Source organism: Staphylococcus sp. 11262D007BW (genome assembly GCF_053547815.1).
Genome location: NZ_JBPWPJ010000001.1, coordinates 555,994 through 578,749 on the forward strand (window position 1 = coordinate 555,994; position 22,756 = coordinate 578,749).

A 22,756-nucleotide genomic window follows, 5' to 3' on the forward strand; every position below is an offset into this window, starting at 1 on the left:
GTAATTACGATTGAATATTAAATGTCTTGTTTATTTTATCCATATCTACTTGATACATCGGTTCATTATCGATTAAAATAAATGGTGTTGCAAATGCATCATATTCCATCATTTCATTACGATATGTTGAATGTTTAATATGACGTTCTTCAAAATCAACATGATGATGTGATAAATAATTTTTGATAAATGTGCAAGGTGGGCAATCATCTTGTGTGTAAATAATGATATGCGACATGAAAAAACCTCATCTTTCCATTTTTATATTGCTATAGTGTAATATATGAATCATGATAAAGCAAGAATAGCACTTTATGAAATCGTATTGTAAATGAATGAGGTTAAAATTAAAATCAGTCATGGCTAGTCATTAAAATATCGAAGAGGTTGAGGCACCGTTAATCAATTTCCCAGAGCATTAATGCTTTATATCTCAACCCCGTTCACTATGGAGGTTATCATGGATAAAGAATATGTAGTTATTGGCTTAGGTCGATTTGGTGGTAGTATTGTACGTGAACTCAATGCATTAGATATGGATGTTATGGCTATAGATAGTAATGAAGATCGCGTCGATGAATACAGTGATATCGCCACGCATGCCGTTGTTGCTGATACAACGGATGAGGCAGTTATGAAAAGTTTAGGGATTCGTAACTTTGATCATGTAATTGTTGCAATTGGTGAAAATATCCAAGCAAGTACTTTAACAACCTTGATTTTGAAAGAGTTAGGGGTTAAAAAAGTCACAGCTAAAGCGCAAAATGATTACCATGCTAAAATTTTAAATAAAATTGGTGCCGACACAGTGGTGCATCCAGAAAGAGACATGGGTCGACGTATAGCACATAACGTTGCCAGTGCTACAGTCTTAGATTACTTGGAATTATCGGATGAACATTCTATTGTGGAAATGAAAGCAACAGAGGCAATGGCAGGGCAAACTTTAGTAGATTTAGATATTCGTGCTAATTATGGTATTAATATTATTGCCATAAAACGCAGAAAAGAAATTATTGTTGCACCTGATCCAGGTATGGCGCTTGAATTTGATGATATCCTCATTATGATTGGACATGATAATGATTTAACACGTTACGAAAAGAAAATAGCCCATTAATATTAAATAAAAAGATACCCGTTCTATTTTTGATAATAGAACGGGTTTTGTAGTGCGCCCGGCATGGGTAACATCTTGACGGTGAAAGTCCGTTACAGGCTTGGTAGTAGGAACTGTTAGCGAAGGACAAGGGTGTCCACTGCGAAGTGGAATCTGAAGGAAGTCGGACGCAAACACTCGCACTGACGAACAGAAACATCATACTAAGGCTATGTAGAATGGATGAATCTGCTATACAAGATAAAGTCCTATACTACCCGAGTTCTATATAGTAAATGATGTGGTGACATGAGTGGAAAGAGGTTACACCTTACCCGGGGAGGTCTCATAAGCGATTCGTAGAATCGTAGTAACAACGAATTATGAGAAATCAGCAGAAGTCATAGTAGGTATAAACATATCGAAGGACTGAACAATATTAAATACAAAGTAAAGAATGGAGGTTATAGATTTACGGTGTGCAGAAAACGGTTTATACCGGCAACTTATAGAAAGATAAGTAGTGGAACGAAAAAAGGATATATAAGTGTGTACAGTAAATCTTAGGTGAAATGAAAGAAATGTATCGTGAGTCTCCATCTTTGATGGAACTTGTTGTAAGACCAAACAACATTGAAAAAGCAATTAAGAAAGTGAGAAAGAACAAAGGTGCACCTGGAATTGATGGTATGAGTGTTAGTGACTTGAATAGGCACTTCTCGCAGTACTTTCCTCAAATTCGAAAGAAACTGCTTGATGGTACATACAAACCACAAGCAGTAAGGAAAGTTGAAATCCCAAAATCAAATGGGAAAAAACGAGTGTTGGGTATTCCTGTCGCAAGAGATAGAGTTATCCAACAAGCCATTAAACAAGTCATTGAACCTAAAATTGACCGTACATTTTCAAATCACAGTCATGGTTTCAGACCAAATCGTAGTACAGGTACTGCATTGAAGCAATGTGCATTATACTATGAAGAAGGTTATTCAGTCGCAGTCGACTGCGACTTAAAACAATGTTTTGATATGTTAAATCATGACAAGTTAATGTATCTATTTGAGCGTCATATCCAGGATAAAACTATTTCTAAGTTCATTCGTAGAAGTCTACAAGTTGGTGCCATTGACCTCAATGGTAACTACAAGAATAAAGAAATCGGTGCACCGCAAGGTGGCGTTATATCGCCGCTATTATGTAACATCTATCTGCATGAATTAGATAAAGAACTGGAAAAACGTGGACATCGTTTTATTCGCTACGCTGATGACTTCGTCATCTTTGTGCGTTCAAAACGAGCAGGCCAACGTGTTATGGAGAGTGTGACAAAATTCATCGAAAAGGATCTTAAACTTATTGTAAATAAGGAAAAGAGCAAGGTAGGTGCAGTCACACGTTTAAAGTTCTTGAGTTGTCTAATGACCAAAGTAAATGGCATTTATCGTTTCAGACCGACTATGGAAGCAAAAAGAAGTTTAAAACGCTCCTTAAGACGCCTAACGAAACGAAATAGACCAGGTACCTTCAGACAGATTATAACAGAAATCAATCAAGTGACTCGAGGATGGATAAATTATTTTGGTAGAGGGTTTATTAAAGGCTTTTTAACAAAAGTACAATCATGGCTAAACCGTCGTATTAGACAACTGATTCTTAAAAGATGGAAGAAAACGAAAACAAAATACAAAATGTTACGTAAATATGGACTTGACCATGATAGCGCAATGAGAGTTTCACAATCACGTAAGAAGTATTGGCGACTCTCAAGTGTAAAAGAAGTCCATCGTGCGCTTACAACAAAACAACTCTACGAGTGGGGACTAATACCTTTAGTCCACCTCGCAGAGCTGGCTTACGCAAGATATTGAACCGCCGTGTACGGAACCGTACGCACGGTGGTGTGAGAGGACGAATAACCAAATAATGGTTATTCTCCTACTCGATTTGATTAACGTGATTCATTAACCTTCATAATAATTGGTAAAATCATTGGTTTACGTGCAGTTTTTTCGTATAAATAAGGTTGTAATGTTTCGATGATAGAAGATTTAATTTGATGCCATTGAATGGATTCGTTGTGATTAAGCTTATAAATGACATCTTGTTTGATCTTTTTCTGAGCATCGTAAATCAATTGACCAGATTCACGCATGTAAACGAAACCACGAGAGATAATATCTGGACCAGATAGAAGTTGATTTGTTTTAAAGTCGATACTCACAACTACAATCACTAAACCTTCTTCTGATAATAACTTACGGTCACGAATAACGACATTACCGATATCGCCAATGCCACTACCGTCAACTAAGACGTTACCTGAAGGAATGCGACTAGCTGTACGTGCAGAATCTCGTGTTAATGCAAGCACATCACCGATTTCATGAATAAAAACGTTGTCTTCTGCTACGCCACAATCTACACCAGTTTGACCATGCGCAACAAGCATACGATACTCACCATGGATTGGTAAAAAGTATTTAGGTCGCATTAAACGTAACATCAGTTGTTGATCACCTTGAGAACCGTGACCAGATGTATGAATGTTCGAAATCTTACTATGAATGACTTCAGCACCTGCTTGATATAGTGCATTAATCGTACGATTGATACTCTTCGTATTTCCTGGAATAGGGGATGAACTAAATACTACTGTATCATCTGGAATAATCTTAATTTGTTTATGCGTACCATTTGCAATACGAGATAAGGCCGCCATCGGTTCACCTTGAGAGCCAGTACATAAAATTAATAATTCGTGTTTTGGAATGCTATTAATTTTATTAGGTTCTACAAATGTTTCTGGTGGTGCTTTAATATAGCCTAGCTCTGTACCAATTTTAATGTTATTTTCCATAGAACGACCGAATGTTACGATTTTACGATTGTACTTAATAGCAGCTTCTACCGCTTGTTGTACACGGTAAATATTTGAAGCGAATGTCGCAAATATAATACGGCCTTCACAATTACGGAAAATCGTGTCAACGTTTTGACCTACTTCACGTTCACTTAAAGTGAAATCTGGCACCAATGAGTTGGTAGAGTCTGATAAGAGACATAACACACCTTCATCTCCAAGTTGTGCCATTTTAGAAATGTTCGCTGGTGCGCCAACAGGTGTAAAATCAAACTTAAAGTCCCCTGTATGAACGACCTTTCCTTCAGGTGTATCTACAATGACACCGTACGTTTCAGGGATACTGTGTGTCGTTAAATAGAAACTAATTTCAAGATGTTTTGTTTTAATCACTGTATCTTCTGTAACTTCATTAAGTTCAGCAGTTCTTAGAAGATGGTGTTCTTCTAATTTATTGCGTATTAAACCGAGTGCAAGTGGACCGCCATAAATTGGAACATTGATTTCTTTAAGCAGATAGGGCACACCACCAATATGGTCTTCATGGCCATGAGTGATAAAAAGTCCCACGATTTTATCTTGGTTCTGTACGAGATACGTATAATCTGGAATAACGTAATCGATACCAAGTAAATTATCATCTGGGAATTTAATACCTGCATCAATAATTACAATTTCGTCTTTATATTCTACAGCATAGGTATTTTTACCAATCTCACCTAAACCGCCAAGAGAATATATGCCGACTTCATTTTTTTGAAGTTGTTTCATTATTGAGCTTGCTCCACATTAAAATGTTCAGATTGTTTTTCATAGTCTAAATGTGCGCCCTCTAATTTAGTTATGAATTCAATGTTATAGTTACGATCTTTTAAGTAACGACGTACTTGTTCTTCTGTTTCTGCTTCAACATAAATCGTTTGAGTGTTCTCTCTTACGATCACTTCATCACGTGTATGTTGATAAAATACTTTAAAAATTGTCATTTTTACTTTTCCTCCTATAGTTACCAATCAATTTGAATTTATTATTTCAAGTTACATCTTATTAGATAAAAAATAGAATTGAATAAAGACATAACATGGTGTCGTGTTTCATTCAATTCGTTTCAAATTAAACTAGATGTCAATGTAACGTTTGATAATCTGTTTTTATTTCATACTTAAGCGCTCAGTCCACACAAAGTTGAAGTGTTTCCTCATAATTACTTCATTAAATAATCTTTATGTGACCGTGCTTATTCATCATTTTCAGTTCTATTTGCTTAAATGAAAATGTAAAACGTATTCAAACGCTCCGTATCAACAGAGTATTTCATTTGTCATACAACATTTTCATATTTAAACGTAGTTAATTATATTTTACATGATGTTAGGTAATAAATAAAGTGGTATGTGTAAAGTGGAAAGGGATATGAGGTATAAGATGAAATGAAATAACAGCGCATCGAATTAAAACTAAATATGGGGAGGTAAGTATGAGTGATAAAATGAACTGAGCAAGGGGAGTGAGACGGGACTGAGACATAAAGCGCTAATGCTCAAATTCTGAACGCTTTTGTCCCAACCTCGTCTTAACTCATACGTTTGCTCTTTGTATAGAATGAATAATTTGATAGTACCCTAAGATGTTGTTAAACCTCGATGGCGCCTTTACGAGGTGTTAGCGGATCATTTTGATCGATATGTTCATAAAACATTACGCCATTTAAATGGTCGTATTCGTGTTGAAATACAATCGCTGGATAGCCTTTTAATCGAAAACTTACTTCATTTCCGTCTAAATCAAAACCTTTAATCTTAATGCGATAATGACGATGAACTAACCCAGGTATGTCTTCGTCGACACTTAAGCAACCTTCGCCAGTAGGTAAATAAGCTTCTTGAACACTGTAACTTACAATTTTAGGGTTAATAAGGACAAGGTCATAAGATTTGCCGTTACCATCATCAGGTAAATAAATAGCAAAAGCGCGTTTCGATACATTAATTTGAGGTGCCGCAATTCCAACACCACTTCTTAAATGATATTTTGCCGCAATCTCTGGGTCTTGACTATTGTGCAAGAAAGTTTGCATTGCTTCGAAAGTTTGACGTTCTTCATCAGATAATGGGAATGTAACAGGTTCTGCTTTTTTGTGTAACGTCGGATGTCCATCTCTAATAATATCTTTCATCGTTAACATTGTTTTTACACCTTCCTTAATAAATAATATAACAAATCATGATTCAAAGCGCATATGTATTGTATAGTGGTATTGTAAAGATGAATAGGCAACGTGTCATCTTTTTTACTTAAGTTGAACGAACCATGACTTATAAATAGTTGATTTATCCTGTTGTTTTTCTTAATATTACCATTGATTATTGAAGGAGGATTAAACCTATGAGATTTAAAAAAACGCTCGGTCTTGCACTGTCAGCGACAATACTTTTAGCAGCTTGTAACAATGATAACGAGCATATTGATAGTTATAGTCAAGGACTAGAAGATATGCAAAGAATTGAGTCACCTATTCAAGATGTCAGTCAGGAAATGAACAAACTTGAAAAAGACAAAGAATCACTCATGAAAAAAGTAAGTGGCTCTAATATTCCTGATGTTCAAGATGAAGTTCAAAAAGTATTAGATGATGATCAAAAAATTGAAAAGCAGTTAGATAAAGAACAATCTACAATGGAAAAATCAAAACAAAAATTTGAAGAAATGAAAAAAGAGTCCAATCAAATTGAAGATGAAGAAACGAAAAAAGAATTTGATGAATTCAATAAAGCGATGGACGATAAATACAAAAAACATAAAACCTACATTGAAGGTTATCAAAATGTTTTAGATAAAGAGAAAGATTTATTCCAATATTTCCAAGGTCAATCAGGGACGCAAGAAATGGTAGACCAAAAATCAGAAACATTGTCTAAAGCTCAAAAAGATATGAGTGGAAAAGTAAAAGATTACACAGATGCAGTGAAAAATGCCCAAAAAGAACAACGAGATATTCAGCAATATTTAGATCAATAAACTATAACAGTTTATGTATAATAATATAACAGGGCTCTAAACTGTCGTGAAATCAAGTGTTACAGAACTTTAATATAAATGTTTAACAGTTTAACAGTTTTATGTTACACTAAGTACAGATGAAATTTATATAAACGGGAAAGGTATGGTGAATTGAATGGCTGCTAAGTTAAAAGCCCAATTCGATGCTGAACAAGTATTGAAAGATACTGAATCGAAATTTGAAATGGTTCAAATCTTAGATGCAGATGGAAATGTAACAAATGAAGATTTATTACCTGATTTATCTGATGATCAATTAGTTGAATTAATGAAGAGAATGGTATGGACTCGTATTTTAGACCAACGTTCAATCTCTTTAAATAGACAAGGACGTCTTGGTTTCTATGCGCCTACAGCAGGTCAAGAAGCATCTCAATTAGCGTCTCAATACGCTTTAGAACAAGAAGACTTTATTTTACCTGGTTACCGTGATGTACCACAATTAATTTGGCACGGCTTACCTTTAACTAAAGCATTCTTATTCTCACGCGGACACTTCGTTGGTAACCAAATGCCAGAAGGTGTTAACGCACTAAGCCCACAAATCATTATCGGTGCACAATACATTCAAACTGCTGGTGTAGCACTTGGACTTAAAAAACGTGGTAAAAATGCTGTAGCAATCACTTATACAGGTGATGGCGGTTCATCACAAGGTGACTTCTATGAAGGTATTAACTTCGCTTCAGCATACAAAGTGCCAGCAATTTTTGTCATCCAAAACAATAACTATGCAATTTCAACACCACGTGATAAACAAACAGCTGCTAAAGCATTAGCTCAAAAAGCTATCGCTGTTGGTATCCCTGGTATTCAAGTTGATGGTATGGACGCTTTAGCTGTATACCAAGCAACTAAAGAAGCACGTGACCGTGCAGTTGCAGGCGAAGGACCAACATTAATCGAAACAATGACTTATCGTTATGGTCCACATACAATGGCTGGTGATGACCCTACTAAATATAGAACTTCTGATGAAGACTCTGAATGGGAGAAAAAAGACCCATTAGTACGTTTCAGAAAGTTTTTAGAAAATAAAGGTTTATGGTCAGAAGAAAAAGAAAATGAAGTAATCGAACAAGCTAAATCAGAAATCAAAGCTGCAATTAAAGAAGCAGACGGCGTTGAAAAACAAACTGTTACTTCATTAATGGATATCATGTATGAAGATATGCCTTATAACCTAGAAGAACAATATGAAATCTACAAAGAGAAGGAGTCGAAATAAGCCATGGCACAAATGACAATGGTTCAAGCGATTAACAATGCGCTAGCAACTGAACTTAAAAATGACGAAAACACTTTGTTATTTGGTGAAGACGTTGGTGTTAACGGTGGTGTATTCCGTGTTACTGAAGGTTTACAAAAAGAATTCGGTGAAGACCGCGTATTCGATACACCTTTAGCAGAATCAGGTATTGGTGGTTTAGCACTAGGTCTTTCTACACAAGGTTTCCGTCCAATTATGGAAATCCAATTCTTTGGATTCGTATTTGAAGTAATGGATTCAATAGCTGGACAAATTGCACGTCACCGTTTCCGTTCAGGTGATTCAAAATTTGCTCCTGTAACAATCCGTTCACCATTCGGTGGTGGTGTTCACACACCAGAACTTCACGCTGATAACTTAGAAGGATTAATGGCTCAATCACCAGGCTTAAAAGTAGTTATTCCTTCAGGTCCATATGATGCTAAAGGATTACTTATCGAAAGTATCCGTAGCAACGACCCAGTTGTTTATCTTGAACATATGAAATTATATCGTTCATTCCGTGAAGAAGTACCAGATGAAGAATACACAATTGAAATTGGTAAAGCCAATGTAAAACGTGAAGGTACAGACTTAACAATCATCACTTATGGTGCAATGGTTCAAGAATCATTAAAAGCTGCAGAAGACTTAGAAAAAGACGGTTATTCTGTTGAAGTGATTGACTTAAGAACTGTTCAACCATTAGATATCGACACATTAGTAGCTTCTACTGAAAAAACTGGTCGTGTCGTAGTTGTTCAAGAAGCTCAAAAACAAGCTGGTGTAGGTGCTAATGTTGTAGCTGAACTTTCTGAGCGTGCAATTCTTTCATTAGAAGCACCAATCGGACGCGTAGCTGCTCCTGATACAATTTACCCATTTACACAAGCTGAAAATGTTTGGTTACCAAACAAAAATGACATTGTTGCACAAGCAAAAGAAACATTAGAATTTTAATAATTACTAGAAAAAACTAGAATTAATACAATGACGAGTAGAGAAGGTGTCATTAGGGTAATACAATATTTGAGTGGTTAATTCACCCGAAATAGTGTGGTATTACCCTCCACTTTCTTTATAAGTGTCGTATCATTTTCATGAATAACTAAATTTGATTGATATAGGAGGAAACAACGTGGCATTTGAATTTAGATTACCAGATATTGGTGAAGGTATCCACGAAGGTGAAATTGTAAAATGGTTTGTAAAAGCCGGAGATAATATTGAAGAAGACGATGTACTATGTGAAGTTCAAAACGACAAATCAGTCGTTGAAATTCCATCTCCAGTAACAGGTACTGTAGAAGAAGTATTAGTTGACGAAGGTACTGTTTCTGTAGTAGGCGATGTAATCGTTAAAATCGATGCACCAGATGCAGAAGACATGCAATTTAAAGGACACGATAACGACGATTCATCTGAAGAAGCATCTAAAGAAGAAGAAACAAAAGAAGAAGCAACTGAAGCCCCTCAATCATCAGACGATGATGTAGATGAAAATAAACGCGTTAAAGCTATGCCATCTGTACGTAAATATGCACGTGACAACAACGTGAACATTAAAGCTGTTAATGGTACAGGTAAAAATGGTAGAATTACAAAAGAAGATGTGGACGCTTACTTAAACGGTGGCGGCCAAGCTTCAACTGAAAGTACTTCATCTAACGAAGCAACTGAAGAAGCAGCTTCAACAACAACTGCAGCTTCAACTGAAGGTGAATTCCCAGAAACAACAGAAAAAATCCCAGCAATGCGTAAAGCAATCGCAAAAGCTATGGTTAATTCTAAACACACAGCACCTCACGTTACTTTAATGGACGAAATCGATGTGCAAGAATTATGGGATCACCGTAAAAAATTCAAAGAAGTTGCTGCTGAACAAGGTACTAAATTAACGTTCTTACCTTACGTGGTAAAAGCATTAGTTTCAGCACTTAAAAAATACCCAGCACTTAATACTTCATTCAATGAAGAAGCTGGCGAAGTCGTTCACAAACATTACTGGAACATTGGTATCGCAGCAGATACTGAACGTGGTTTATTAGTTCCTGTTGTTAAAAATGCTGACCGCAAATCAATGTTTGCTATTTCAGATGAAATTAACGAACTTGCTGTTAAAGCACGTGACGGTAAATTAACATCTGACGAAATGAAAGGTGCTACTTGTACAATCAGTAACATCGGTTCAGCAGGTGGACAATGGTTCACTCCAGTTATCAACCACCCAGAAGTTGCAATCTTAGGTATTGGTCGTATTGCACAAAAACCTATCGTTAAAGATGGCGAAATCGTTGCAGCACCAGTATTATCATTATCATTAAGCTTTGACCACAGACAAATCGATGGTGCAACTGGTCAAAACGCAATGAACCACATCAAACGTTTATTAAATAATCCAGAACTATTATTAATGGAGGGGTAAAACATGGTAGTCGGAGATTTTCCAATTGAAACAGATACTATTGTAATCGGTGCAGGTCCAGGAGGATACGTTGCAGCAATCCGTGCAGCACAATTAGGTCAAAAAGTAACAATTGTTGAAAAAGGTAACCTAGGCGGTGTATGCCTAAATGTTGGATGTATCCCATCTAAAGCATTATTACATGCTTCACACCGTTTTGAAGAAGCGCAACACGGTGAAGACCTTGGTATTACAGCTGAAAACGTATCTTTAGACTTCAATAAAGTACAAGATTTCAAAGGTTCAGTTGTTAACAAATTAACTGGCGGTGTTGAATCTTTATTAAAAGGTAATAAAGTTGAAATCGTTAAAGGTGAAGCTTACTTTGTAGACGGTCATAGCTTACGTGTTATGGACGAAAAAAGTGCTCAAACTTACAACTTTAAAAATGCAATCATTGCTACAGGTTCACGCCCAATCGAAATTCCTAACTTCAAATTTAGTGACCGCGTGTTAGACTCAACTGGTGCTTTAAACTTAAAAGAAGTACCTAAAAAATTAGTTGTTGTTGGTGGCGGTTATATCGGTTCTGAATTAGGTACTGCATATGCTAACTTCGGTACTGAAGTAACTGTACTTGAAGGTGCTAAAGAAATCTTAGGCGGATTCGAAAAACAAATGGTTGCACCTGTTAAAAAATCAATGAAAGCTAAAGGTATGACTATTGAAACTGAAGCTTTAGCTAAATCAGCTGAAGAAACTGATAACGGCGTTAAAGTAACTTATGAAGTTAAAGGCGAAGAAAAAACAATCGAAGCAGATTATGTTTTAGTTACTGTAGGTCGTCGTCCAAACACTGATGAATTAGGTCTTGAAGAAGCTGGCGTTAAATTAACAGATCGTGGCCTAGTTGAAGTTGATAAACAAGGTCGTTCTTCTGTAGAAAGCATCTTCGCAATTGGTGACATCGTTCCAGGTTTACCACTTGCACACAAAGCTAGCTACGAAGCTAAAGTGGCTGCAGAAGCAATCGATGGTCAAAATGCAGAAGTTGACTATATCGGTATGCCTGCTGTTTGCTTCACTGAACCTGAACTTGCTCAAGTGGGTTACACTGAAGCACAAGCTAAAGAAGAAGGTATCGAATACAAAGCTTCTAAATTCCCATACCAAGCTAATGGTCGTGCATTATCATTAGATGATACAACTGGTTTCGTTAAGTTAATCACACTTAAAGAAGACGATACAGTAATCGGTGCACAAGTTGTTGGTACAAGTGCTTCTGACGTTATCTCAGAATTAGGCCTTGCTATTGAAGCAGGTATGAATGCTGAAGATATCGCATTAACAGTACACGCTCACCCAACTCTTGGTGAAATGAGCATGGAAGCTGCTGAAAAAGCATTAGGTTTACCAATCCACACTATGTAATAGTTTATTAATGATTGATAATAATAGATTAAGTACGTGCGTTATGACGTTACGTACTTAATCTCCAATATAAGCGGAATGTTGATGTCTAATAGTTCATTTAGACGATCTTCATTCCGCTTTTTTAAACGCATGATTAGGGAGGAGTATACTAAATGGAATATGATTATCCAATTGATGTAGATTGGACTCAAGATGAAATGTTAAAGGTCGTTCAATTCTTTAATTGTATTGAAGCATATTATGAGCAATCAGTTGAAAGAGATACATTAATGAATGCCTATCGTAATTTTAAACCTGTTGTACCTGGTAAAGCAGATGAGAAAAATATTTTTGATACATTTAAAAAGAAAAGTGGTTATGATAGCTACCCAGTTGTGAAAAAAGCAAAAGATAATCCATCGATTCAAAAGATGTCTAATCAGTAAAAAAAGACTTGTCATTTAGAAAGCAATTTGTTATTTTAATTAAGCATTAAACAAAATGTTTAGTAAAAATAAACAAATTGCTTTTTTAGGAGTCTATATGGAAATAGGACAAAAAATAAAAGATTTAAGACATTATAAAAATTTAACACAAGAAGAATTAGGTGAGCGTACAGATCTATCAAAGGGTTATATTTCACAAATTGAACGAAATATCACATCTCCAAGCATGGAAACCTTTTTAAATATTCTTGAGGTATTGGGCACGTCACCACAAGCATTTTTTGAAACATCGACCAATCCCAAAGTGCTCTATCCAAAAACAGAACAGCATACCTATGATGCCACTGATATGGGCTATTTTTTAAGATGGCCAATTAGAACATCCAATGAACATGATATGGAGCCACTCATTCTCACCCTAAACCCACAATCAACTTATAAAAATTTTGAGCCTTCTGAGTCAGATACATTTATCTATTGTTTAGAAGGGGAAATTACCTTGACGTTTGGGACAAACACCTTTGTCGCCCAGCAAGGAGACGCATTATATTTTAAAGCTAAAGTAGCCCATCAACTATCGAATCAAAGTAATGATGATACAAAAGTTATGATCGTGGCCACAGCATCTTATTTATAGAAGGAGTTTCAAGATGAAGCCATTACTAACAATGAATCATGTGACGAAACGTTTTCATGATCAACCCATTCTAAAAGATCTTAATTTAGAGATAGAAAGTGGGTTGTTTTATACGATTTTAGGCCCTTCCGGATGTGGAAAAACGACCATTTTAAAACTTATTGCAGGGTTTGAAACACCAGATGAAGGCGATATTATTTACAAAGGGAAGCAATTGAATAAAGTGCCATCAAATAAACGACAGGTTAATACAGTATTTCAAGATTACGCATTATTTCCCCACTTAAATGTATTTGAAAATGTAGCTTTCGGGTTAAAGTTAAAAAAATTACCTAAAGCAGTAATTGCTCAAAAGGTAGATGAGGCACTAAAATTAGTCAAATTATCACAGTATAAGCAAAGTGCGATTCAATCCTTAAGCGGGGGTCAAAAACAACGTATTGCTATTGCGCGTGCAATTGTTAATGAACCTGAAATCTTATTGTTAGATGAGTCATTATCAGCATTGGATTTAAAGTTAAGAACAGAAATGCAATATGAATTAAGAGCATTACAATCTCGCCTTGGCATTACGTTTATTTTTGTGACACATGATCAAGAAGAGGCTTTAGCATTGAGTGATTATATTTTTGTAATGCGTGAAGGGCGTGTCGAACAATTTGGTACACCAATTGACATTTATGATGAACCTGTTAATCGGTATGTTGCAAACTTTATTGGTGAATCAAATATTATAGATGGCATTATGGTGAGAGATTATGTCGTCAATATATATGGGCAAGATTTTGAATGTGTTGATCAAGGAATTGAACCGCAAAAGGCAGTAGAAGTCGTGATACGTCCAGAAGATATTGAAATCGTTGCTGTTAATGAAGGATTATTTAAAGCCGTTGTAGTATCTTCTTTATTTAGAGGTGTGCATTATGAGATGATTTGCAAAGATACAAAAGGTTACGAATGGATCATCCAATCAACACGTTTCTTTGAGACGAATTCAGAAGTTGGCTTATATTTTCAACCAGATGCAATTCATATCATGGTTCCTGGTGAAACAGAAGCTGAATTTGATAAAAGAATAGAAGGGTATGAGGCAACAACAAATGAAAAAAATAAATAAGCTCCTTGCGATACCCTATTTTCTATGGATGGTTATCTTTATTATGATACCACTGTTATTATTATGCTATTTTTCTTTTTTAAATCCACAAGGGCAATTTTCATTGGAGAATTATCGCCAACTTTTTTCGCTACATTACTTAAATATGTTAGGGTCTTCCGTAATGTATGCAGCAATCATTACATTATGTTGTTTGGTGATTAGTTATCCTGCTGCATACTGGATACGACAGTCTCCTCACGCTGGCAGTTGGTTATTAATCATGATTGTGCCGACTTGGATGAATCTACTTCTCAAGACATATGCATTTATTGGGATTTTAAGTCATGATGGTATTATCAATAAGTTTTTCAATATGTTACATTGGCCAACGCAACACTTATTGTTTACAGCGCCAGCATTTATTATGGTAGCCGTCTATATTTACATACCATTTATGCTATTACCCATTTATAATAGTATCAAAGATATCCCTAACCAATATATACTCGCAGCTCAAGATTTAGGAGCAAGTAAATTCACAGTTATTCGAAAGATAGTGATTCCTTTGTCCAAAGAAGGCATCAAAACGGGCATACAAGTCACATTTATTCCTGCACTTTCATTGTTTATGATCACTCGGCTTATTGCGGGTAATCGAGTGATTAATGTTGGGACAGCGATCGAAGAACAATTTTTAGTTATTCAAAATTATGGTATGGGTGCAACAATCGCGTTATTACTCGTCATATGTATGGCCATCCTTTTGATTTTTACACGTTCAAAAGGAGGCGTATAACGATGAAATGGTATGGAAAAAGTTATTTATATGTGTTGTTAATCGTTTTATATTTACCCATTCTCTTTTTGATTATTTATTCGTTTAATAGCGCTGGCAATATGATTCACTTTGAACATTTTACTTTAGAACATTATCAAAACTTGCTTCATAATAAGAGATTATTACAAGTCATTTTTAACACCATTGCTATTGCATTGTTAGCTGCTGCGATTGCTACGGTAATTGGTGTATTTGGTGCATTAATGATTTACACACTTAGACGTCAGTTACTTAAGGTATCGTTACTGACATTAAATAATGTACTTATGGTATCATCTGACGTAGTCATTGGTGCGGCGTTTTTAATTATGTTTACTTTGATAGGTCAATGGACAGGGCTAGGGTTAGGCTTTACGTCAGTTTTGTTATCTCATATAGCTTTTTGTATACCAATAGTGGTCATTATTGTGCTACCTAAATTATATGAAATGAATGAATCTATTTTAAATGCTGGTCGAGATTTAGGGGCTTCTGAATTTCAGTTGTTAAGTAAAATCGTCATACCTCAATTAATGCCAGGGATTATTGGAGGATTCTTTATGGCATTAACGTATTCTTTAGATGATTTTACAGTTAGTTTTTTCGTTACTGGTAATGGATTCAGTGTCCTTTCAGTTGAAATTTATTCGATGGCGCGTCGTGGAATTAGTATGGAAGTCAATGCCATTTCAACCATTTTATTCCTTGTTATTATGTGTGCGCTTATCATTTATCATATTGTAAAACGGCGCCAATCAAACATAAGTGAGGTTGCGTCATGAAACAATTCATTCAGTTTATAAGTGGTGCAGTTATATTAGGTTTGTTAAGCTTAGGAGTAGGTTATTGGGTGAATCAAGGACACATAAGTAAAAAGGATTCAAAAAACGAAGAACGCCTTTATATTTACAATTGGGGTGAATATATTGACCCGGATGTGATTCGCCAATTTGAAGCAGAAACAGGCATACGTGTGATTTATGAGACGTTTGATTCTAACGAAGCGATGGAAGCCAAAATTCGAAATGGTGGTACACACTATGATGTGGCGTTTCCAAGTGATTATACTATTGAAAAGTTAAAAAAAGATCATTTACTTTATCCAATTGATCAATCAAAATTGCCTAATATTAAACATATAGATTCAGCATATATGAATCAGCCGTTCGATCCGCATAACAAATATTCTATTCCTTATTTTTTTGGAACAGTGGGTATTTTATATAATCAAAAGGTCTATCCAGATATTTCTTTTGATAGTTGGGACGATTTGAAACGACCTGAATTAAAAGATGACGTACTTCTTGTCGATGGTGCTCGTGAAAATATAGGTTTATCACTTAATCGATTGGGTTACAGTGTAAATGACACAAACAGTGATCATTTGGCCGAAGCGGAAACATATTTAAAGTCATTGGCGCCTAATATTAGAGGTGTAGTAGGAGACGAAGTTAAAATGATGTTAGAACAACATGAAGCTAATGTTGCCGTGTTATGGAGTGGTGCAGCGGCCCCTATATTTCATTCAAATCACCAATTTAATTATGTAATTCCTAAAGAAGGATCGAATGTGTGGTTTGATAATATGGTGATTCCGAAGATAGCTCAAAATGTGGAAGGTGCTCATCAGTTCATTAACTTTTTACTCGATCCACAAATTAACAAACAAAATACTGAATGGGTAGAATACGCTACACCAAACAAAACTGCGCGCCAAATGTTACCAGATGACATACGGCATGATGCACGTATTTATCCAACCTATGAAACGCAACAACGTTTAGAAGTGTATCGTGATTTAGGGCCAGATGTTTTAAATGAATTTAACGAGCGCTTTTTAAATTTTAAAATGGCATTATAATAGAAGTGTTTATCAGCTATAATGATTACAGAAGAGAAATGAATTGAGGAGTGAAATTATGACAGTAGATGCATATACACAGGTTAAGCATCCTGTAAGTCGCGTTGCTGAAAAAATTCTAGGGTGGCTAAGTTGGATTATTCTATTAGCAGCAACTGTGATCTCAATGTTTTTTGGATTAGTATTATTCAGCGATGAAACCTCAATCCAAAATTTAGAAAATGATATTGCAAATAATGGTTTCTTTCAAGATATATTAGCAAGTAATAATATGACTGCAACACAATTGGTGATTACGTTTCAAAATGGTGTTTGGGCATTTATCGTTTATTTAATTATTTGCTTATTGATCTCATTTTTAGCTTTAATTGCAATGAATCATCGTATTGTTTCTGGGTTACTCTTTTTAGTGGCGGCGATTGTAACCATTCCTTTATTTTTTACATTAGCCCCATTATTATTCTTTATAGTGGCAATGATGATGTTTATTCGTAAGGGTCGAGTGCATATGGTGCCTATCTATCAACAACCTGAAGCAGCAGCCTATGAACCACAAACTCATACGCCTCACGAACCTGTACATGATACTGCTACGAGTGAATTTGATGTGCATTATGACGAACCGCGAGAAACGTCATCACACATTAATGAAGATATAGAGACTGAACCAGAAGTATTATCAAGATCAGCAAAGTATCACCGTAAGGCATCAAAAGAACAATCAACGTTCGACGAAACAAATGAGCAAGATGATGATAGAGCGGCGACGTCAGAGTTTGATGAGTCGTTTGTTAATGAAGACACGTCAATTTCTGATGATCAATATGAAGCACCATACGTCACTCAAGATACGCGATATGACAATGATGAATCATCAAAAGAAGCGGTGCAACAACGTAAAGAAGAAAAATTAAAACAAAAAGAGGAAAGAAAACAACGTAAGAAGTTAGCAAAAGAGGAACGTAAAAAACGACCAAAAGCTACAGTACAACGTCGTCAAAACTTCGAAGATCGTTTGAAAGTACAACAAGACCGCAACAAAGAAAATGAAAAAGATGAATAGTTAATTTATAAAAATAGAAACACTGGATATTAGCTAATATGTTTCCAAGTGTTTCTATTTTTTACTTTTTATTAATAAATTTAAATAGTATATGTTTAAAAAGTTTATAACTGGTAATAGTTGTGTTAGGAGGAGATAAAATGACAGATCGTTATATTTATAACAATGAAAATGAACATCAGCAACAACCTTTTAACTCCCAACCAAGACCCAATGCGGGAGGTCCTATTAAACGTACTATTGAGAAAGTATTAACTTGGATAGGCATTGTATTGCATCTTATTTGGGCTTTACTTGGTATTTTCGGTGCAGCCATGATGCCTAAATTGTTAAACTCTGAGGAAGCACGTGAAGCTTTAGAAGAGCAAGGACAAAATGTCGATCAATTTGCGAATATGGAAGTGCCAATGGGTTTTCTTACCGTTCAATTCGCGATACCACTTGTACTAGCGTTAATTGCTGTATTTTTATTTAAAAAACGTATCTTAGCAGGTGTGCTATTAATTGTAGCAGCTTTAGCAGGACTATTTATGAACGCTAGCTTTATCGCTGCTATTTTATGGTTTATCGCTGCTATTATGTTATTTGTACGTAAACCTCATTCTCCAAATCAATATGAACACTCTGGTTCAGCAGCACATCACGCAACAAATACAAAAGTAGATGGCTATGAATCAAAAGCAGACGATTTACGTTCAGAAATTCAAAGTAATAGCGAAAAGTATAAAGATACTGAGCAAGATGCAAAAGAAAAATACGATGATTTCAAGCATAAATAGATAATAATAAAGCTAGAGTAACCTTATGTTAAAAACACTGGTTATTCTAGCTTTTTTAATACATCTAAGCATAAAATTTTAACAAGTAAGTAAATGTTTCTTCTAAAAAGGCAATAAATGCGTCGTCAGTTTTAAGGTGTTTTGAATCAGGGGCTATGACACGCGCAACGAAAAATTCGCCTTTTTTAACATTTTTAGCACGTTGAATGCCTTGCATTATATCTTCTTGGGTCATATCATCAATACGAGATTTGTAAGGTTGGGTATGATCTAGCGAGATTTGGAAATCTTCCGGTAATTGCAATATTTTGTCTAAGTTCTTTTCAAAAACATTGACGTCTTGCGCTTTATTTTTATCTTCGTGCATGACACCATACATGACAAATAAATGATCTTCAAAAAGACCAATTTGAAAATGAGGCATCATTTTGTAACCACGTTGATTGGTTGAAAAAGCGACCCATGTATCTTTAGGAGGATTAACAGTACGACGTGCATGCTTGGCTACGTGAGCATAAAAAGGATCACCAGTAACGGATTGAAGATAATCTGTAAAATAGTCACCAAGTGCATGGAGTTGGGGACGTATTTGTTCATCTAATGCGTGCATACATGCTGTTAAATCAGACAATTGAAAAACTTGAAAATCTTCTTTTGAAAAAGTATATGTCATAGTGATTTGCTCCTCACATTAATTCATTTAAAGTAATTATATTTTATCATAATATATGTGCGAATACATTTAAGTCAATGCGTTTTCATGTATAATAAGAGACAATAGGAGTGAAGAAAATGAACTTATATGATTTTGCTAAAAGTCTTGTTTTAGAAGCAGGCAATAATATTCGTAAATGGATGAATGAAGACATTGATATAGAAGAAAAATCAAATCCAAATGATTTAGTGACGAATGTGGATAAAGCAACGGAACAATTTCTTGTACAACAAATTCAGGAAAGTTATCCCAATCATGCGATTATCGGCGAAGAAGGACATGGTCATGATATTCACTCTGATAAGGGCATTGTTTGGGTAATCGATCCAATTGATGGTACGCTTAATTTTATTCATCAACGAGAAAACTTTGCAGTCTCAGTAGGGATATTTAAAGATGGTATGCCTTATGCAGGGTTTGTATATGACGTTGCAAGAGATATATTATATCATGCACAAACGGGTAAAGGTGCGTATCTTAATGAACATGCTTTACCATCATTAGAAACTTCTAACGTTAAAGAAAGTATTATTGGAATGAATCCAAATTGGTTAACTAAGCCGAAACTAGATACGATATTACAGCCGATTATTAATGATGCGAGAAGTGCACGAGCATATGGTTCTGCGGCGTTAGAATTGGTGTATGTAGCGACAGGGCAATTAGAAGCATACATAACACCACGTTTACAACCATGGGATTTTGCTGGTGGACTCATTATTTTAGAAGAAGTACATGGTAAAGTGACAAACTTTTTAGGAGAAACGTTAAGCGTTACAGGAGCTAATTCCATTGTTGCCGGTAATATGGGGATTCATCAAGCATTAATGGAAGACTATTTTAAGCCACATCATGCGTTGCTTGTAGAATTGCACCAACGTTTTAAACGTTAAGACAGTAGAATAAAAGAAGGTAGAATAGAGGATGGGATGCGTTAAATTGAATCATCAGATTAACAATTGACGAAATCCCATCCTCTATGTTTTAAATAATAGTGTAACCCAATAGATAGAGCTGGGACATCAAGCATTTGTGCTCTGGGAAACCGATTAACGGTGTCCCCAAAGCAGGATTTTGTCCCAATCTCGTTAAAGCCAGTTGTTTCTTTTGTATTTCTTTTTTAAAGTAAAACCATAGCCCATTGTAGCGCAGAATAGAATGAATGTAATAATCATCCAAGGTATGTTAGCTGCACCAATAGCAAAGCTAAACATCGTTAAAAAGAATACAGCGATTATGGACAGTAAAAAAAAGATTGCCTTAGATTTCTTCATTGATATAACCACCTAACTGTTTCATCAATCAATATATATGATATAATAAACAAGTTGCAAAATAAAGTGATAATTTACCCATGAAAGGAAATTTAAGTATGACTAATTTAAGAGAAGACATTCGTAATATTGCGATTATAGCTCACGTCGATCATGGTAAAACAACATTAGTTGACGAACTATTAAAGCAATCAGGTATATTTCGTGAAAATGAGCATGTAGAAGAACGTGCCATGGATTCTAACGACATAGAAAAAGAACGAGGTATTACGATTCTAGCTAAGAATACAGCAGTAGATTATAAAGATACACGAATCAATATTTTAGATACACCAGGTCACGCAGATTTTGGTGGCGAAGTTGAACGTATTATGAAAATGGTAGATGGTGTTGTGCTTGTAGTCGATGCGTATGAAGGTACAATGCCACAAACACGTTTCGTATTGAAAAAAGCGTTAGAACAAAATTTGAAACCTGTTGTCGTTGTAAATAAAATTGATAAACCAGCTGCTCGACCAGAAGCGGTTGTAGATGAAGTATTAGATTTATTTATCGAATTAGAAGCGAATGATGATCAACTTGAATTCCCAGTTGTCTATGCTTCTGCTGTGAATGGTACAGCAAGCTTAGAAGCAGATCAACAAGATGAAAATATGAAATGCTTGTATGAAACAATCTTAGAATACGTACCGGCACCAATCGATAATCGTGATGAACCATTACAATTTCAACCAGCATTACTTGATTACAACGATTATGTCGGCCGTATCGGTGTAGGACGTGTATTCAGAGGTACAATGCGCGTAGGCGAAAACGTGTCGTTATTGAAATTAGACGGTTCAATAAAGAACTTCCGAGTGACTAAAATATTTGGTTACTTTGGTTTAAAACGTGAAGAGATTCAAGAAGCTTATGCTGGTGACTTAATTGCTGTATCAGGTATGGAAGATATTAACGTTGGTGAAACAATTACACCACAAGATCATCAAGAAGCCTTACCTGTACTACGTATTGATGAGCCAACATTAGAAATGACATTTAAAGTGAATAATTCACCGTTTGCTGGTAGAGAGGGTCAATACGTCACAGCACGTCAAATTCAAGAACGTCTTGATAATCAACTTGAAACAGATGTTTCATTAAAAGTAACGCCAACAGATTCACCTGATGCATGGACGGTAGCTGGTCGTGGTGAATTGCACTTATCTATTTTAATTGAGAATATGCGCCGTGAAGGATATGAATTACAAGTATCAAAACCTCAAGTGATTATTAAAGAAATTGATGGCGTATTATGTGAACCATTTGAACGTGTACAAGCGGAGGTTCCGGAAGAACATGCAGGTGCTGTTATTGAGTCATTAGGTCGCCGTAAAGGTGAAATGGTCGATATGGTCACAACTGATAATGGATTAACACGCTTAATCTTCAATGTGCCTGCGCGTGGCTTAATCGGTTATACAACAGAATTTATGTCTATGACACGTGGTTATGGTATTATCAATCATACCTTTGATGAATTCCGTCCACGTATTAAGGGACGTATTGGCGGCCGTCGTAATGGTGTACTTGTTTCAATGGATCAAGGTAAAGCCAGTGAATATGCGATTTTAAATTTAGAAGATCGCGGTGTTAACTTTATGGAACCAGGTACAGAAGTATACGAAGGTATGATTGTTGGTCAAAACAATCGAGAAAATGATTTAACTGTAAATATTACCAAAGTAAAACATCAAACAAACGTGCGTTCAGCTACTAAAGACAATACTGAAACAATGAAAAGACCAAGAATCTTAACATTAGAAGAAGCACTTGAATTTATCGATGATGATGAATTAGTCGAAGTAACACCAGAAAACGTCCGTTTACGAAAGAAAATATTAAATAAAGGTCAACGTGAAAAAGAAGCAAAACGCATCAAACAAATGATGGAAGACGAAGATAATTAATATTTTAAATTGAAGATGACTGCATAAACTA

The 22,756-nt window shown here is 35.5% G+C and carries 23 protein-coding genes; 17 read left to right on the forward strand and 6 right to left on the reverse strand.

Annotated elements, in window-relative coordinates:
- Positions 1-4: 4 nt before the first annotated feature.
- Positions 5-238 carry a glutaredoxin family protein gene (locus ACEE93_RS02745; RefSeq protein ID WP_449154820.1) on the reverse strand — a complete coding sequence of 78 codons (234 nt, stop codon included), beginning with the start codon at positions 236-238 and terminating at the stop codon, positions 5-7.
- Between the two features lie 222 nt (positions 239-460).
- Here ACEE93_RS02745 and ACEE93_RS02750 point away from each other — a divergent pair, with 222 nt between their 5' ends.
- On the forward strand, positions 461-1,120 hold the full coding sequence (locus ACEE93_RS02750) for a potassium channel family protein (protein ID WP_449154821.1): 660 nt from the start codon (positions 461-463) through the stop codon (positions 1,118-1,120).
- Positions 1,121-1,680: 560 nt separating this feature from the next.
- Entirely contained in the window at positions 1,681-2,967 is a 1,287-nt protein-coding gene (ltrA, locus tag ACEE93_RS02755) for a group II intron reverse transcriptase/maturase (protein WP_449156320.1), read from the forward strand.
- An 80-nt stretch (positions 2,968-3,047) separates the two neighbouring features.
- On the opposite strand, the gene rnjA is transcribed toward ltrA, so the two are convergent.
- The 3 genes from rnjA to def all read right to left on the reverse strand — a co-directional run bounded on the left by rnjA (position 3,048) and on the right by def (position 6,144).
- The gene (gene rnjA, locus ACEE93_RS02760; protein ID WP_449156068.1) at positions 3,048-4,730 is read right to left on the reverse strand and encodes a ribonuclease J1; all 1,683 of its coding nucleotides are present in this window, start codon (positions 4,728-4,730) and stop codon (positions 3,048-3,050) included.
- Positions 4,730-4,945 carry a DNA-dependent RNA polymerase subunit epsilon gene (locus ACEE93_RS02765; RefSeq protein ID WP_449156069.1) on the reverse strand — a complete coding sequence of 72 codons (216 nt, stop codon included), beginning with the start codon at positions 4,943-4,945 and terminating at the stop codon, positions 4,730-4,732. Before ACEE93_RS02765 ends, rnjA begins: the two co-directional genes overlap by 1 nt.
- 647 nt (positions 4,946-5,592) lie before the next feature.
- Positions 5,593-6,144: a peptide deformylase gene (gene def / locus ACEE93_RS02770; protein ID WP_449156070.1), complete on the reverse strand. Its 552-nt coding sequence runs from the start codon at positions 6,142-6,144 to the stop codon at positions 5,593-5,595.
- Between the two features lie 200 nt (positions 6,145-6,344).
- Here def and ACEE93_RS02775 point away from each other — a divergent pair, with 200 nt between their 5' ends.
- The 13 genes from ACEE93_RS02775 to ACEE93_RS02835 all read left to right on the forward strand — a co-directional run bounded on the left by ACEE93_RS02775 (position 6,345) and on the right by ACEE93_RS02835 (position 18,787).
- On the forward strand, positions 6,345-6,977 hold the full coding sequence (locus ACEE93_RS02775; RefSeq protein WP_449156071.1) for a YkyA family protein: 633 nt from the start codon (positions 6,345-6,347) through the stop codon (positions 6,975-6,977).
- Positions 6,978-7,134: 157 nt separating this feature from the next.
- Positions 7,135-8,247 carry a pyruvate dehydrogenase (acetyl-transferring) E1 component subunit alpha gene (gene pdhA, locus ACEE93_RS02780; RefSeq protein WP_449156072.1) on the forward strand — a complete coding sequence of 371 codons (1,113 nt, stop codon included), beginning with the start codon at positions 7,135-7,137 and terminating at the stop codon, positions 8,245-8,247.
- Between the two features lie 3 nt (positions 8,248-8,250).
- The gene (locus tag ACEE93_RS02785) at positions 8,251-9,228 is read left to right on the forward strand and encodes an alpha-ketoacid dehydrogenase subunit beta (protein WP_449156073.1); all 978 of its coding nucleotides are present in this window, start codon (positions 8,251-8,253) and stop codon (positions 9,226-9,228) included.
- A gap of 178 nt (positions 9,229-9,406) precedes the next feature.
- Entirely contained in the window at positions 9,407-10,693 is a 1,287-nt protein-coding gene (locus ACEE93_RS02790; RefSeq protein WP_449156074.1) for a dihydrolipoamide acetyltransferase family protein, read from the forward strand.
- Between the two features lie 3 nt (positions 10,694-10,696).
- Positions 10,697-12,103, forward strand: coding sequence for a dihydrolipoyl dehydrogenase (gene lpdA / locus ACEE93_RS02795; RefSeq protein WP_449156075.1), 1,407 nt, complete (start codon positions 10,697-10,699; stop codon positions 12,101-12,103).
- A gap of 155 nt (positions 12,104-12,258) precedes the next feature.
- The gene (locus ACEE93_RS02800) at positions 12,259-12,531 is read left to right on the forward strand and encodes a UPF0223 family protein (RefSeq protein ID WP_449156378.1); all 273 of its coding nucleotides are present in this window, start codon (positions 12,259-12,261) and stop codon (positions 12,529-12,531) included.
- Positions 12,532-12,628: 97 nt separating this feature from the next.
- Positions 12,629-13,168 (forward strand): helix-turn-helix domain-containing protein, encoded by a 540-nt coding sequence (locus tag ACEE93_RS02805; RefSeq protein ID WP_449156077.1) that lies wholly within the window; start codon positions 12,629-12,631, stop codon positions 13,166-13,168.
- Positions 13,169-13,181: 13 nt separating this feature from the next.
- Entirely contained in the window at positions 13,182-14,285 is a 1,104-nt protein-coding gene (locus ACEE93_RS02810) for an ABC transporter ATP-binding protein (protein ID WP_449156078.1), read from the forward strand.
- Positions 14,269-15,063, forward strand: coding sequence for an ABC transporter permease (locus ACEE93_RS02815; protein WP_449156379.1), 795 nt, complete (start codon positions 14,269-14,271; stop codon positions 15,061-15,063). Before ACEE93_RS02810 ends, ACEE93_RS02815 begins: the two co-directional genes overlap by 17 nt.
- A 2-nt stretch (positions 15,064-15,065) precedes the next feature.
- Complete coding sequence (locus ACEE93_RS02820) at positions 15,066-15,866, forward strand: ABC transporter permease (RefSeq protein WP_449156080.1); 801 nt, start codon at positions 15,066-15,068, stop codon at positions 15,864-15,866.
- Complete coding sequence (locus tag ACEE93_RS02825; RefSeq protein WP_449156081.1) at positions 15,863-16,945, forward strand: ABC transporter substrate-binding protein; 1,083 nt, start codon at positions 15,863-15,865, stop codon at positions 16,943-16,945. The genes ACEE93_RS02820 and ACEE93_RS02825 overlap by 4 nt, the downstream gene beginning before the upstream one ends.
- A 58-nt stretch (positions 16,946-17,003) precedes the next feature.
- Positions 17,004-18,008 carry a lipoteichoic acid stability factor AuxB gene (auxB, locus tag ACEE93_RS02830; protein WP_449156380.1) on the forward strand — a complete coding sequence of 335 codons (1,005 nt, stop codon included), beginning with the start codon at positions 17,004-17,006 and terminating at the stop codon, positions 18,006-18,008.
- Positions 18,009-18,148: 140 nt separating this feature from the next.
- The gene (locus ACEE93_RS02835; protein ID WP_449156381.1) at positions 18,149-18,787 is read left to right on the forward strand and encodes a DUF4064 domain-containing protein; all 639 of its coding nucleotides are present in this window, start codon (positions 18,149-18,151) and stop codon (positions 18,785-18,787) included.
- Between the two features lie 64 nt (positions 18,788-18,851).
- Here ACEE93_RS02835 and ACEE93_RS02840 read toward each other — a convergent pair whose 3' ends face one another.
- A complete protein-coding gene (locus ACEE93_RS02840) occupies positions 18,852-19,460 on the reverse strand; it encodes a YktB family protein (RefSeq protein ID WP_449156084.1) in 609 nt (202 codons plus the stop codon).
- Between the two features lie 119 nt (positions 19,461-19,579).
- Between ACEE93_RS02840 and ACEE93_RS02845 the strand changes: the two genes are divergently transcribed.
- Positions 19,580-20,395, forward strand: coding sequence for an inositol monophosphatase family protein (locus ACEE93_RS02845; RefSeq protein ID WP_449156085.1), 816 nt, complete (start codon positions 19,580-19,582; stop codon positions 20,393-20,395).
- A 195-nt stretch (positions 20,396-20,590) separates the two neighbouring features.
- Here the strand turns inward: ACEE93_RS02845 and ACEE93_RS02850 are convergent, their stop codons facing one another.
- Positions 20,591-20,782: a DUF5325 family protein gene (locus ACEE93_RS02850; RefSeq protein ID WP_449156125.1), complete on the reverse strand. Its 192-nt coding sequence runs from the start codon at positions 20,780-20,782 to the stop codon at positions 20,591-20,593.
- A gap of 92 nt (positions 20,783-20,874) precedes the next feature.
- Here ACEE93_RS02850 and typA point away from each other — a divergent pair, with 92 nt between their 5' ends.
- Complete coding sequence (gene typA, locus ACEE93_RS02855; protein WP_449156086.1) at positions 20,875-22,725, forward strand: translational GTPase TypA; 1,851 nt, start codon at positions 20,875-20,877, stop codon at positions 22,723-22,725.
- The last annotated feature ends 31 nt before the right edge of the window (positions 22,726-22,756 follow it).